The following is a 13,259-nucleotide window of genomic DNA, read 5'->3' as shown; positions in this document are numbered from 1 at the left end:
TTCCGGGCCATCTCAAATATTTTGCACTTACCAGTCAGTTAACGCCGATGCGTCCCGACGAGGGCGGGTCCGCAGATCTGCGGACCCAAGCCCCAGCCCGCGCCAAGTCGGCATCTACCGGTCCACCGGGCGACCACGCGGCACTCCCCCGGTGGTGACGCGGCGCTCCGGCCGGTGGTGACGCGCCGCGACGACGCGCCACCACCGGGGGCGGGCGCACGGGATCAGTAGGCGCGGGCGACGATCGCGACGTTACCGGGCGCGTCGTCGGCGTCCGGCACCGACCCGTCCTCGGCGACCAGGCAACGGACCGAGACGGCCTGCTCGGCGAGCTTCGCCTCGCCCTCCGGGCCGAGGTCGGCCCACCGGATACGGGCCCAGCCGCCGGCGTTGGCGGCCTCGCCGGCCTCGCCGATGGTGCTCACGTCCGTGGTGCGCGCCTCGCGCCGCTCCCGCGACTGCCGGAGCAGCAGCGCCTGGTCCTCCTCCAGCATCTTCGGCAGCAGCTCGGCCAGCGCCTCGATGCGCACCGGCTCCTTGCCGCCGGGGATGCGGCGGGCCACCATCGCGGTGCCGGCCTCCAGGTCGCGCGGGCCGACCTCGATGCGCACCGGGACGCCCTTGAGCTCCCAGTCCACCGCCCGCCGGCCGAACGGGGTGTCGGTGCGGTCGTCCACCTGTACCCGGACACCGGCGGCGGCCAGCGTGGCACCCAGCTCCCGGACCTTGGCGATCACCGCGTCGTCACCCTTGATGGCGAGCACCACGGCCTGGACGTGCGCCAGCCGCGGCGGCACCCGCAGGCCGTTGTCGTCGCCGTGCGACATGATCAGACCGCCGACCATGCGGGTGGACACGCCCCAGGAGGTCTGCCAGACCAGCTCCTGCTTGCCGTCCTTCGACAGGTACTGGGTGTTGAAGGCGCGGGCGAAGTTCTGCCCCAGTTCGTGGCTGGTGCCCATCTGGAGCGCCTTGCCGTCACCCATCATGCCTTCGAGGGTGAGCGTGTTGATCGCGCCGGCGAACCGCTCCTTGGCGGTCTTGCGGCCCAGCACCACGTCGATGCCCAGCACGTTGATCATGAAGTCGGCGTAGACCTCACGGTGGATGCGGGCGGCGTAGTCGCGCGCGTCCTCGTAGCTGGCGTGGGCGGTGTGGCCCTCCTGCCAGAGGAACTCGCTGGTGCGCAGGAAGACCCGGGGGCGCATCTCCCAGCGGACGACGTTCGCCCACTGGTTGATCAGCAGGGGCAGGTCGCGGTAGCTCTGCACCCACTTGGAGAAGTATTCGTTGATGATCGTCTCGGAGGTGGGCCGGACCACGACCGGCTCCTCCAGCTCCTTGCCGCCGCCGTGGGTGACCACCGCCAGCTCCGGCGCGAAGCCCTCGACGTGCTCGGCCTCCCGGGTCAGGTACGACTGCGGGATGAAGAGCGGGAAGTACGCGTTGGCGGCGCCGGCCGCCTTGATCCGCGCGTCCATCTCCTGCTGCATGCGCTCCCACAGCCCGTAGCCGTACGGTCGGATGACCATCGTGCCGCGCACCGGGCCGTTGTCGGCCAGTTCGGCCTTGGTGATCAGATCCTGGTACCAGCGCGGGAAGTCGTCCGCCTGGGGGGTGAGAACGGGAGCCTTTGCCATGGCGCCGATCGTACGGCGGCCGGTGCGGTAACCGTGAATCGGGCGGCGCGGGCGGGCCGCCGGGCGGCGGCCCGCCCTGCCCCTGGGGCCGGAGTTCCGCGGGCCCCCGCCCGGCTCCGGCGGACGCGGGGTGACCGGCCCACCGTGCGCCGTGCGCGGTGGGTGCGGGGGTACGCGGTGGCGGCGGTACGCGCCGGCTCCGGCGGTGCGCGCCCGGCTCCGGCGGGCCCGTGCCGGCGGGTGCGCTCCGGCGCGGGGGTGCCGGTACGCGCCGGCTCCGGGCGCCCTGCCGCGCCTCACGCCCCGGCACCGGCCGAACGGGGCTCGGGGAGCCGCGGGCCGCGCGCCGGCTGCCGTGCCGGCGGACAAGCCGACGGGCGGCGTGCCGCGGTGGCACGCCGCCCGCTCGTTCCGGGCGCGGCGGGAGTGGTCCGCCGCACCCCGGGACTCACTTGGGGGGCAGCAGGTCCTTGAACTCCTTGGGCAGTTCGAAGGAGCCGGGGTCCTCGCCCGCGCCGGGCAGCCCGAACGCGCCGCTCTCGGCGGCGGCGGCCCGGCGGGCGGCGGCCTCCTGCTCCTGCTGGGCGCGCTTGAGCGGGTTGCCGCTGCGCTGCTTGCCCTTGGCCTTCTTCTGCTGCTTGCCCTTGCGCTTGGCGCCGCCCCCCATGCCGGGCATCCCCGGCATGCCCGGCATGCCGCCGCCCTGGGCCATCCGGGACATCATCTTGCGGGCCTCGAAGAACCGCTCGACCAGGTTCTTCACCGCGCTGACGTCCACGCCGGAGCCCTTGGCGATACGGGCGCGGCGGGAGCCGTTGATGATCGTCGGGTCCTGGCGCTCGGCCGGCGTCATCGACTTGATGATGGCGGCGGTGCGGTCCACGTCCCGCTCGTCGAGGTTGTTGATCTGCTCCTTGATCTGGCCCATGCCGGGGAGCATGCCGAGCAGCTTGGAGATGCTGCCCATCTTCCTGACCTGTTCCATCTGGGCCAGGAAGTCGTCGAGGGTGAACTCCTTGGGGCCCTTCGCCAGCTTGGCCGCCATCTTCTCGGCCTCGGCCTGGCTGAAGGTCTGCTCGGCCTTCTCGATGAGGCTGAGCATGTCGCCCATGCCGAGGATGCGGGACGCCATCCGGTCCGGGTGGAACGCGTCGAAGTCGTCCAGCTTCTCGCCGTTGGAGGCGAACATGATCTGGCGGCCGGTGACGTGCGCGATGGACAGCGCGGCACCACCGCGGGCATCGCCGTCGAGCTTGGAGAGCACCACGCCGTCGAAGCCGACGCCGTCGCGGAACGCCTCGGCGGTGTTCACCGCGTCCTGGCCGATCATGGCGTCGACGACGAACAGGACTTCCTGCGGCTGGACCGCGTCGCGGATGTCCGCGGCCTGCTGCATCATCTCCTGGTCGATGCCCAGGCGGCCGGCGGTGTCCACGATGACGATGTCGTGGAGCTTGGTCCTGGCGTGGTCGATCGAGTCCCGGGCGACCTGGACCGGGTCACCGACGCCGTTGCCCGGCTCGGGGGCGAACACGGCCACCCCGGCGCGCTCGGCGACCACCGCGAGCTGGTTGACGGCGTTGGGGCGCTGGAGGTCACACGCGACCAGCAGCGGGCTGTGGCCCTGGTTCTTCAGCCAGCGGCCCAGCTTTCCGGCGAGCGTCGTCTTACCGGCACCCTGCAGACCGGCGAGCATGATCACCGTCGGCGGCTGCTTGGCGAAGCGGAGACGGCGGGTCTCACCGCCCAGGATCGCGACCAGCTCGTCGTTGACGATCTTGATGACCTGCTGGCCGGGGTTGAGCGCCTTGGAGACCTCGGCGCCCAGCGCCCGTTCCTTGACCTGCTTGATGAACGCGCGGACGACGGGCAGCGCCACGTCGGCTTCCAGCAGGGCGATGCGGATCTCGCGCGCCGTGGCGTCGATGTCCGCCTCGGACAGGCGGCCCTTGCCCCGGAGGTTCTTGAATGTCGCTGCGAGGCGGTCGGAGAGGGTATCGAACACGGTGGTCGCGAATCCTTCGGTCGGATGTCGGGTCGGTGGTCGGCCTCCAAGGGTATCCGGCCCGGCGGTGAAGCGTCCCCGCCCGCCGGGGAAACGGGGGGTGCGGGCGGAGAGGGGCGGGGGGCGCGGCGGGCGGTGAGGCGCGCCCCCGGGGCCACCGGTGCGCCCCTGGGGCCGGCGGGCCGCGTCCGGGGGCGCGGACGGCGCCGGCGCTCATGGCGCCCCCGCCGCCCGCTTCGGCGGGGCGGCGGGGGCGCCGGTGGGGGGGTGATGTGGGGGTGTGGGGTCGCGGGTGCGCTGGGCCCGGGTGGCGGGCCACCGGCGCGCGGCCGGTCAGTCGGCCAGGCCGGTGGCGGACGCCGCGGTACGGCCGGACCCGGTGGTACGGGCGGACGCGGGGCTGCGGACGGGGACCGCGGGGCGGGCGGACCGGGCGGGGGGCGGCGGGGTGGCCGGAAGCCGCGGGGCTGGCCGGCACATCCGTCGGCGGGTGGGCGGGAGCAGACACCGCCGGGTGGGCGGGAGCAGACACCACCGGGTGGGCGGGAGAGGACACCGCCGGGTGGGCGGGGGAAGCCGTCGCAGGGTGCGCGGGAGCGTGCGCCGCGGGACGGGCGGGGGCGGGCGCGGCGGCCGGGCGGCCCGGGGCGCCGGCCGGTGCGAGATCGTAGGCGGTCTCGGCGTGGAATGCGCCGTCCACCCCGTTCAGCTCGTCCTCCTCGGTGGCCCGGAAGCCTACGGTGGCGTCGACCAGCTTCGCCAGCAGCCAGGAGGCCGCGAAGGAGAAGGCCGTGACCGACAGGGCGCCGGCCGCCTGCCTGGCCAGCTGTCCGGCCCCGGCGGCGCCGCCGGTGGCCAGTACGCCGACCAGCAGGGTGCCCACGACGCCGCCGACCAGGTGGACGCCGACCACGTCCAGCGAGTCGTCGTGGCCCAGGCGGTCCTTCCAGCTCACCGCCCAGGCACAGACGGCGCCCGCGGTCAGGCCGATGGCGAGGGCGCCCGGGGCGTTGACGGCGGCGCCGGCGGGGGTGATGGCGACCAGGCCGGCGATGGCGCCGGAGGCGGCCCCGACCGTGGTGGCCGCGCCGTGCCGGAGGCGCTCGTGGCCGAGCCAGCCGAGCATCGCGGCGCCGGCGGCGACCTGGGTGTTGAAGGCCATGGTGGCCGCGGTCCCGTTCGCGGCGAGCGCGGAGCCTGCGTTGAAGCCGAACCAGCCGAACCACAGCAGGGCGGCGCCCAGCATCATCAGGGGCAGGTTGTGCGGGCGCGCCGGCTCCGCGGTGCGTCCGATGCGCCCGCCCACCACCAGCACGGCGGCGAACGCGCCGGCGCCGGCGTTGATGTGCACGGCGGTGCCGCCGGCGAAGTCGATGACCCCCAGGCGGAACAGCCAGCCGTCGGGGTGCCAGACCCAGTGAGCGACCGGGAAGTAGACGACGCTGACCCACAGCGCGATGAACAGCGCCCAGGCGCCGAACTTCACCCGGTCCGCCAGCGCGCCGCTCATCAGGGCGGGGGTGAGCACCGCGAACATCAGCTGGAAGAGGGCGAAGGCGAGGACCGGGACGCCCTCCTCGCCCCCGGTCAGCGCCTCCGGCGGGACGCCGCGCATGCCGAGGTGGCCGAGGTCGCCGAGCAGCCCGCCGATGTCGTCGCCGAAGGTGAGGGAGTAGCCGTAGAGCACCCACAGCACGCTGACGACGCCCAGCGAGACGAACGACATCATGAGCATGTTGAGGGCGCTGCCGACCCGCACCATGCCGCCGTAGAAGAAGGCCAGGCCGGGGGTCATCAGCATCACGAGCGCGGCACTGATCAGGACGAACGCGGTGTCTGCGCCATTCAACGCGGGACCTCCTCGAAGCGGCGGCCCGGGATCGGTACGAGGGGGACGGGCCGGTTTCCGCCACGAGGCTCGCGTGCGGGGGTTTCCGCCGCCGCCACCCGGTGTTTCACCGGGGTGACGAAGCGCACGGGGGCGTTACGGACGGGTGAACGACCCGGCACACCCGCGACGGCCGGCCCGGGCACACCGGCGTCGGCCTCGGGCCGGGGCCGCCCGTGCCCCCGCCCTGGGGGGCGGGGTGTCGGCGGGTGGCGCGGCACCCCGCCGCGCCGTACCGGCCGTCGCGCCGTGCCGTGCGGCGGCCGGACCGCACCGGGGACGGCCGGCACCCCCGCCGGGCGGGGAGCCGGACCGGGCGGGAGCCGGACCGGCCGGGGCCGGCAGGTGCGGATCCGGCCGTGGCTCGGCGGGAGGTTCCGGCGCCGGACCGCCAGGAGGGTCGGCCGTCCGGTCGGGGCCTTCCGGGAGCGTCCCGGGAGACACCGGTCCCGCGCCGCTCCGGCCGGCGACCGCCCGGGGCCGGGCCGCGCGGACCGCCGGGCCCGCCCGGGGACGGGGCCGGCCGCGGCGGGCACCCGGATGACCTGGCGTGAGGGAGCCGAGTCGGGCTGTTCGGGGTGCTCGCCGCGGCCGGGGTCGCGGGGCGGCGGGTGCCGGCCGGGGCCGGGCGCCGGTCAGACCGCCAGGGGTTCGGCGGAGTCGGGCATCTGCTGGGCGAGGTCCTCGCTGAGGTCGATGACGGCCCGCACGTCCCCGTAGTCGCGGACGGCGGTGCTGACGGTCTTGCGCAGCCGGTTGTTGACCCGCTCCGAGCGGATGCGCCTGGCCAGCGGCAGGGCCTTGCCCGCGACGTCGGCCGCGGCCTCGGGTTCACGCCGCAGGAGGTGGACGGTGGCCATGCCGATCAGGTTGAGCGCGTACGAGCGGTGGTGCCCGTCCTCCTTCTCCGCCTCGGCGCCGAAGAGGTCCACGGCCCGCTGCATGAAGGGGGTGGCGAGGCCGGCGTAGGTGGGGCTGCGGCCCGCGACGTAGGCCAGGTCGCGGAAGGAGTGGGCGTTCTCGGCGTTGAGCTCGGCCTCGGAGAAGAAGCGGATCCAGTCCGGGTCGTTGTCGGCGTCGGAGCACTCGCCGAAGGTCTCCTCGGCCATCCGCACCGCGCGGTGGCACTTGCTGGGCTGGCCCATGTTGGCGTAGGCCCGCGCCTCCATGGCGTAGAGCATCGCCTGGGTGCGGGCGGTGGCGCTCTCCCGGCTTCCGTACTGCGCGAGGTGGATGAGTTCCAGCGCGTCGTCCGGCCGCCCCAGGTGGATCATCTGGCGGCTCATGTTGGAGAGGATGTACGAGCCCAGGGGCCGGTTGCCCGCCTCCCGAGCGGCGTGCAGGGCGAGCACGAAGTACTTCTGGGCGGTGGGCTGCATCCCGACGTCGTAGCTCATCCAGCCCGCCAGCTCGGCCAGCTCCGCGGCGACCGTGAACAGGCGCCTGGCGATGTTGGGGCCGTGGTTCTCCTGGAGCAGGTCGGTCACCTCGTGGAGCTGGCCGACCACGGCCTTGCGGCGCAGCCCGCCGCCGCACTGCGCGTCCCACTGCCGGAACATCACGGCGGTGGCCTCCAGCAGCTCCAGCTCCGGCTGGGACAGCCGGGCGGGGCGGCGGGCGCGGTCGGGGCCGGCCTGCGGCGGCACCGCCGGGGCGGGTGCGGGGGGCGAGCCAGCGCTGCATGGGCTCGACCAGGGCGGGGCCCGCGGCCAGCGACAGGGAGGTGCCCAGGAAGCCCCGGCGGGCCAGCATCAGGTCGCTGCGGGAGAACTCGCTGAGCAGGGAGACCGTCTGCGGCCCGGCCCAGGGCAGGTCGACCCCGGAGTCCGACGGGGACTGGTGCGCCGGGCGCAGGCCGAGGTCCTCGATGCCGACCACGCAGCCGAACCGTTCGGAGAACAGTTCGGAGAGGATGCGCGGGATCGGTTCGCGGGGCTGTTCGCCGTCGAGCCAGCGGCGCACCCGGGAGGTGTCGGTGCTGACGTGGTGGGCGCCCAGCTGGCGCGCCCTGCGGTTCACCTGGCGTGCGAGCTCGCCCTTCGACCAGCCGCTGCGCGCGAACCACGACCCCAACGAAGCGTTGGGGCGCTTGTCAGCGCTTCCGCCGTTGCCGCCGCCCACGGGAACGCCCCCATTCCACGAGTTTTCTTGATTGGCCATCAGAATGCCTTCCGTGGCGGCGAGTTGTCGTCGGCCGGGCCGGTTTCGAGCCATCCGGAGACCGGTCGACCGGCGCCGCCGTATGCCTGTGGCATACCCGTCCGCCCGGACCGGCACCCTGGTTCGTGTACCGAAAGTAACCCCGTGATCACCGTACCGGCGACGCGCTTCCGGGAAACGCCACCATTCGCCACCCCTTCGAATGAACTGCCGCCGCGTGGCGCACGATTCACTTGACCGGGGGTGATCGGCAAACGGCGCGCGACACCGCCACGGGGGCGCGCGGGTCGCGGCACACCACCTCTCCGGTCACACCCCAGCGGCGCCCTGGTGGCGCGACGCAGCGTGGTCATCGCACTCCGTCTCGTAACCATCGACGAAAGCGACCCGTTGGAGGGGGCATGGGCTTCACCATCGGCGGCATCCTCGGCATTCTCGACAAGCCGTCCGGCCCGCGACGCCGCGGCCGGAGCTCCGTCGCCACCACCGTGGCCGAATACACCGGGCTGTGGGGGTGGGACGTGGTGCCGGGTGCGCGGGCCGTGCGCCGTTCGGGCGCCGGCGCGAGCCGGGGTGAATGTTCCTGCGGCCAGCCGTCGTGCACCACCCCCGGGGCGCACCCGCTGGCGTTCGCCCGTGCGGTGCCGGCCGGGACGGCGTGGGACGACGCGGTGGCGGCCTGGGCGGAGGTGCCGGGTGCGGCGGTGCTGCTGCCGGTCGGCCGTACCTTCGACGTCCTGGAGGTGGCCGAGCGCGTCGGCCGCCGGGCGCTGGTCCGGCTGGAGCGGATGGGGCTGCCGGTGGGGCCGGTCGCGGTGACGCCGCACGGCCGCACCCAGTTCTTCGTCGCCCCCGGGGCGGCCGGTGAGCTGCCCGGGCTGCTGTACCGGATGGGCTGGGACGGGGCCGACCTCGACCTGCGCTGCCTGGGCCCCGGCGACCACCTCACCGCCCCGCCCTCCGACCTCGGCGGCATGGGCCCGGTGCGCTGGCTGCGCCCGCCGGCGCTGGACACCGCGGCGTGCCCCCCGGAGGCCCGGCTGCTGCTGGGCACCCTCGCCTACGTCTGCCAGCGCTCGGCCGCCGCCTGAGGGCCCGCGCGCCGCACACCTCCCCGGTGGGCCCGAGCACCCCCAGAGCCCGCTGCCAGGACTTCCGCCGGTGCCGCGCCCGCGCACTCCCCGGGGGCGCGCCCGCGCTCCCTGGCCCGCATCTCCTTGCGCCCCCGGGCGTCGCGCCCGCGCCCCTTCCCTGCCCGCCCCACGGACGCTCCCGGCGCCCCGCCGGTACGACCCGGTTGCCCGGCCCCACGGGCCACCGGGCACCACGCCGGTACGAAAGATCCCCCGGCGTCGGCGCGCGGCGCCGGGGCCGTGCCAGGGCCCCTGCGGCCCGCACGAGGGATCCGGGCGGCGCCGCGCCTGTGCCGGGCCCCGGTGCCGCACCGCGTCCGCCCGGCACGCCGCGGCCCCGGACACGGGCAGGGCCCCGCCCGGCACGTCGGTGGGACGTGCCGGGCGGGGCCCTGCCGCCGGTGCCGGCGCGGGGTGCCCGCCGGCACGTGGCTCAGCCTTCGATGAGCGCGTCCACGAACGCCTCCGGCTCGAAGGGCGCCAGGTCGTCCGGCCCCTCGCCCAGGCCGACCAGCTTGACCGGTACGCCCAGCTCGCGCTGGACCGCGATCACGATGCCGCCCTTGGCGGTGCCGTCGAGCTTGGTCAGCACGATGCCGGTGATGGCCACGACCTCGGCGAAGACCCGGGCCTGGATCAGGCCGTTCTGCCCGGTGGTGGCGTCCAGCACCAGGAGCACCTCGTCCACCGTGCCGTGCTTCTCCACGACCCGCTTGACCTTGCCCAGCTCGTCCATGAGGCCGGTCTTGGTGTGCAGTCGGCCGGCGGTGTCGATGAGCACCACGTCGGCGCCCTCGGCGATGCCCTCCTTGACCGCGTCGAAGGCGATCGAGGCGGGGTCGCCGCCCTCGGGGCCGCGGACGGTGCGGGCGCCCACCCGCTCGCCCCAGGTCTGGAGCTGGTCGGCGGCGGCGGCGCGGAAGGTGTCGGCGGCGCCCAGCACCACGGACTTGCCGTCGGCGACCAGGACGCGGGCCAGCTTGCCGGTGGTGGTGGTCTTGCCGGTGCCGTTGACCCCGACGACCATGACGACGCCCGGCTTCTCCTCGCCGCCGGGGCCGACGCCGCTCTCGGTGTGGACGGTGCGGTCGGCCGTGGTGCCGATCAGCAGCAGCAGCTCCTCGCGGAGCAGGCCGCGCAGTTCCTCGGGGGTGCGGGTGCCCAGCACCTTGACGCGTTCGCGCAGCCGTTCCACCAGCTCCTGGGTGGGGGCGACACCGACGTCGGCGGTGAGCAGGGTGTCCTCGACCTCTTCCCAGGTGTCCTCGTCGAGGTGCTCCCGGGAGAGCAGCGTCAGCAGGCCCTTGCCCAGGGTGTTCTGGGAGCGGGCGAGCCGGGCGCGCAGCCGGATCAGGCGGCCGGCGGTGGGTTCGGGGATCTCGATCGCCGAGCCCGAGGCTCCGGCGAGGTTCCTCGCGCGGGGTCTCCGCCTCCTCGCCGACGTGCGGCTCGGTGGGCGGCGCGGTGACGGACGGGGTGCTCGGCGGCGGGGCCGGGGGCAGCTGCTGCTTCTTCTTGCGGCCGCTGACGACGAGCCCGCTGATCGCGGCGAGCGCGACCACGGCGATGGCTACAGCAAGGATGACGAATTCCATAACCCTCTCAGTATCAGCCACGCTCCGGGAATTGTGGCGCCGCCCGGTATGCGGCTTTCGGTGGTGTGCCGCGCGGTGTGCCCACGGGCCCGCTCGGGCCGGTCCGGTGCGGTGGCGCCCCTCCGCGGACCGCTGTGCGCCGGTTCCGCGTCCACCCGGGGGCGGACCGGCGATGTGACGCGCGCCATACCCGCCGGGGTGGTGCCCGGGCCGGTTGCCGGTGCGGCGAGATGCCCACCCGCCCCCTGTTCACCTGACATCGCGTCAACTACGGTCCACGCACCGGACCACACCTCACGGCGGAGGGGCGTCTGTCATGCCTGTCACGGTTCTCCGGTTCAACCTCGTCGATCCCGAAGCGGACCGCCAGTCCCTCGCCCGGCGGTACGCGGCGGCCCTGGAGATGGCCGCGTACGCGGACGGCCACGGCATCACCATGGTGCAGACCGAGGAGCACCACGGGGTGGCGGGCGGCTGGCTGCCCTCGCCGCTGACCTTCGCGGGGGCGGTGCTGGGCGCCACCCGGACGGTGACGGTCACGGTGTGCGCGCTGACCGTGCCGCTGTACGACCCGCTGCGGCTGGCGGAGGACATCGCGGTGCTGGACCTGACCGGCGGGGGCCGGCTGGTGACGGTGGCCGGGACGGGGTTCCGGCCGCAGGAGTACGCCACCCACGGCAAGGACTGGGCGCGGCGCGGGGCGCTCCAGGACGAGGCGCTGGAGATCCTGCTCGCCGCCTGGTCGGGCGAGCCCTTCGCGTACCACGGGCGGCGGGTGCGGATCACCCCGCGGCCGTACAGCAATCCGCATCCGCCGCTGCTGGTGGGCGGCAGCTCGCGGGCGGCGGCGCGGCGGGCGGCCCGGCTGGGGCTGCCGTTCGCGCCGGGGGCGCACCTGCCGGCGCTGGAGACGTACTACCACGCGCGGCGGGCCGAGTACGGCACGCCGGGGTGGTGCCTGATGCCGGCGCGGCGCACCGTGGTGGTGCACTGCGCGGAGGACCCGGACCGGGTGTGGGACCGGTACGGGCGGCATCTGCTGCACGAGGCCCGGTCCTACGGTTCGCGATGTCCGGCGGACTCCCCCGCCCCGGTGCGGTCCGCCGCGCGCGACGCCGCGGCACTGCGCCGGGAGGGGGTGTACCGGGTGATGACGCCGGAGGACTGTGTGGCGTTCGCGCGGGCCGAGGGGCGGCGCACCAGTCTGGTGCTGCACCCGCTGTGCGGGGGGATGCCGGTGGCGGAGGGGCAGCGGTCGCTGCGGCTGTTCGTGGAACGGGTGCTGCCCCGGCTCGCGCCGCGAACCGGGGCAGCCGCCGCTTGAGGAGAGTGGGCGGCGGGGTGGGTCAGCCCATCTCCTCCAACGCCTTGCCCTTGGTCTCCGGCACCCACTTGAGGATGAACGGGATCGAGAGCACGGCGAAGCCGGTGTAGATCAGGTAGGTGCCCGGCAGGTTCCAGTCGGAGAGGCTGGGGAAGCTGGCGGTGATGGCCCAGTTGGCCAGCCACTGCGCGGCGGCGGCGACGCCCAGCGCGGCGGCGCGGATGCGGTTGGGGAACATCTCGCCGAGCAGCACCCAGACCACCACGCCCCAGGAGAGGGCGAAGAAGAGCACGAAGAAGTGGGCGGCGACCAGGGCTACGGTGCCCTCGGTGTCGGGCAGCACCACGTTGTCGCCGGTACCGGTCCTGGCGGAGAAGGCCCAGGCCACCAGGGCGAGCGAGACCGCCATGCCGGCGGAGCCGACGAGGGCGAGCGGCTTGCGGCCGATCCGGTCCACCAGCAGCATCGCGATCACGGTGCCGGCGATGTTCACGATCGAGGTGGTGAAGGAGTAGAAGAAGGAGCTGCCCGGATCGACGCCGACCGACTGCCACAGCGTGGCGGAGTAGTAGAACGCCACGTTGATGCCGACGAGCTGCTGGAAGAGCGACAGGCCGATGCCGATCCAGACCACGGGCAGCAGGCCGAGGCGGCCGCCGAGCAGGTCCCGGAAGGTGGAGCGGTGCTCCCGGCGCATGGCCTGCTGGATCTCGGCGACGCGGGCGTCGAGGTCGGTGTCCGTGCCCTCCACCTCGGCGAGCACCGCGCGGGCCCGCTCGGTGCGGCCCGCGGAGATCAGGTAGCGCGGGGACTCGGGGATGGCGAAGGACAGCAGCCCGTACAGGACGGCCGGGACGACCATCGCGCCGAGCATCCACTGCCATGCCTCCAGGCCGGCGATCTCGCCGCGCTGGTCGCCGTCGGCGAGGTTGAGGATGCCCCAGTTGACCAGCTGGGAGACGGCGATGCCGATGACGATGGCGGCCTGTTGGAAGGAGGCGAGGCGGCCGCGGTAGGCGGGCGGGGCGACCTCGGCGATGTAGGCGGGCCCGATGACCGAGGCCATGCCGATGCCGATGCCGCCGAGCACCCGCCACATGGCCAGGTCCCACAGGGAGAAGGGCAGGGCGGAGCCGACGGCGCTGACGGTGAACAGCGCGGCGGAGATCCGCATGACCCGGATGCGGCCGATGCGGTCGGCGAGCCGGCCGGCGGTGGCGGCGCCGATCGCCGAGCCGATCAGGGCGATGGCGACGACCTGGGCGAGGGCGGCGGAGCCGATGTCGTACCGGTCGCGGACGGCCTCGACCGCGCCGTTGATCACCGAGCTGTCGTAGCCGAAGAGGAAACCGCCCATCGCGGCGGCGGCGGTGATGAAGATGACGTGGCCCAGGTGGTCCACCGGGGCCGTGCGCCCGGTGGGCTCCTGCGCCGTCGCGGAGGTCGTCAACGTGTGCTCCTGTGGCCCGGCAGCGCTGCGGGGCGTCGAGGGAATCCTTCACCGGTTGTGGTCT

At 74.5% G+C, this 13,259-nt stretch carries 5 protein-coding genes and 3 pseudogenes; 2 read left to right on the top strand and 6 right to left on the bottom strand.

Going from position 1 to position 13,259, the window contains the following annotated elements; all coding sequences use genetic code 11:
• Positions 1–224: 224 nt before the first annotated feature.
• From proS to nsdA, 4 genes and pseudogenes are all read right to left on the bottom strand, one after another.
• Positions 225–1,640: a proline--tRNA ligase gene (gene proS / locus IHE55_RS21670; RefSeq protein ID WP_197990542.1), complete on the bottom strand. Its 1,416-nt coding sequence runs from the start codon at positions 1,638–1,640 to the stop codon at positions 225–227.
• Between the two features lie 448 nt (positions 1,641–2,088).
• The gene (ffh, locus tag IHE55_RS21665; protein WP_197990541.1) at positions 2,089–3,645 is read right to left on the bottom strand and encodes a signal recognition particle protein; all 1,557 of its coding nucleotides are present in this window, start codon (positions 3,643–3,645) and stop codon (positions 2,089–2,091) included.
• A gap of 589 nt (positions 3,646–4,234) precedes the next feature.
• A pseudogene (locus IHE55_RS21660) lies at positions 4,235–5,494 on the bottom strand (ammonium transporter); the annotation flags it as partial.
• Between the two features lie 674 nt (positions 5,495–6,168).
• Positions 6,169–7,693, bottom strand: a pseudogene (nsdA, locus tag IHE55_RS21655) (transcriptional repressor NsdA).
• A 401-nt stretch (positions 7,694–8,094) separates the two neighbouring features.
• Between nsdA and IHE55_RS21650 the strand changes: the two are divergent.
• Complete coding sequence (locus IHE55_RS21650) at positions 8,095–8,784, top strand: bifunctional DNA primase/polymerase (RefSeq protein ID WP_197990540.1); 690 nt, start codon at positions 8,095–8,097, stop codon at positions 8,782–8,784.
• A gap of 475 nt (positions 8,785–9,259) precedes the next feature.
• On the opposite strand, the pseudogene ftsY reads toward IHE55_RS21650, so the two are convergent.
• Positions 9,260–10,421: pseudogene (gene ftsY, locus IHE55_RS21645) on the bottom strand (signal recognition particle-docking protein FtsY).
• A gap of 316 nt (positions 10,422–10,737) precedes the next feature.
• Here ftsY and IHE55_RS21640 point away from each other — a divergent pair.
• Entirely contained in the window at positions 10,738–11,745 is a 1,008-nt protein-coding gene (locus IHE55_RS21640) for an LLM class flavin-dependent oxidoreductase (RefSeq protein ID WP_197990539.1), read from the top strand.
• A 22-nt stretch (positions 11,746–11,767) separates the two neighbouring features.
• On the opposite strand, the gene IHE55_RS21635 is transcribed toward IHE55_RS21640, so the two are convergent.
• Entirely contained in the window at positions 11,768–13,195 is a 1,428-nt protein-coding gene (locus IHE55_RS21635) for a sugar porter family MFS transporter (protein ID WP_197990538.1), read from the bottom strand.
• Between the last annotated feature and the right edge of the window lie 64 nt (positions 13,196–13,259).

It is taken from the genome of Streptomyces pactum (assembly GCF_016031615.1).
GTDB classification, from domain to species: Bacteria; Actinomycetota; Actinomycetes; order Streptomycetales; family Streptomycetaceae; genus Streptomyces; species Streptomyces pactus.
This window is presented reverse-complemented; position numbering and strand designations above follow the sequence as displayed.

Coding starts and splice junctions, on each gene's coding strand:
- IHE55_RS21640 (WP_197990539.1), top strand. CDS start 10,738: ATGCCTGTCACGGTTCTCCGGTTCAACCTCGTCGATCCCGAAGCGGAC.
- proS (WP_197990542.1), bottom strand. CDS start 1,640: ATGGCAAAGGCTCCCGTTCTCACCCCCCAGGCGGACGACTTCCCGCGC.
- IHE55_RS21650 (WP_197990540.1), top strand. CDS start 8,095: ATGGGCTTCACCATCGGCGGCATCCTCGGCATTCTCGACAAGCCGTCC.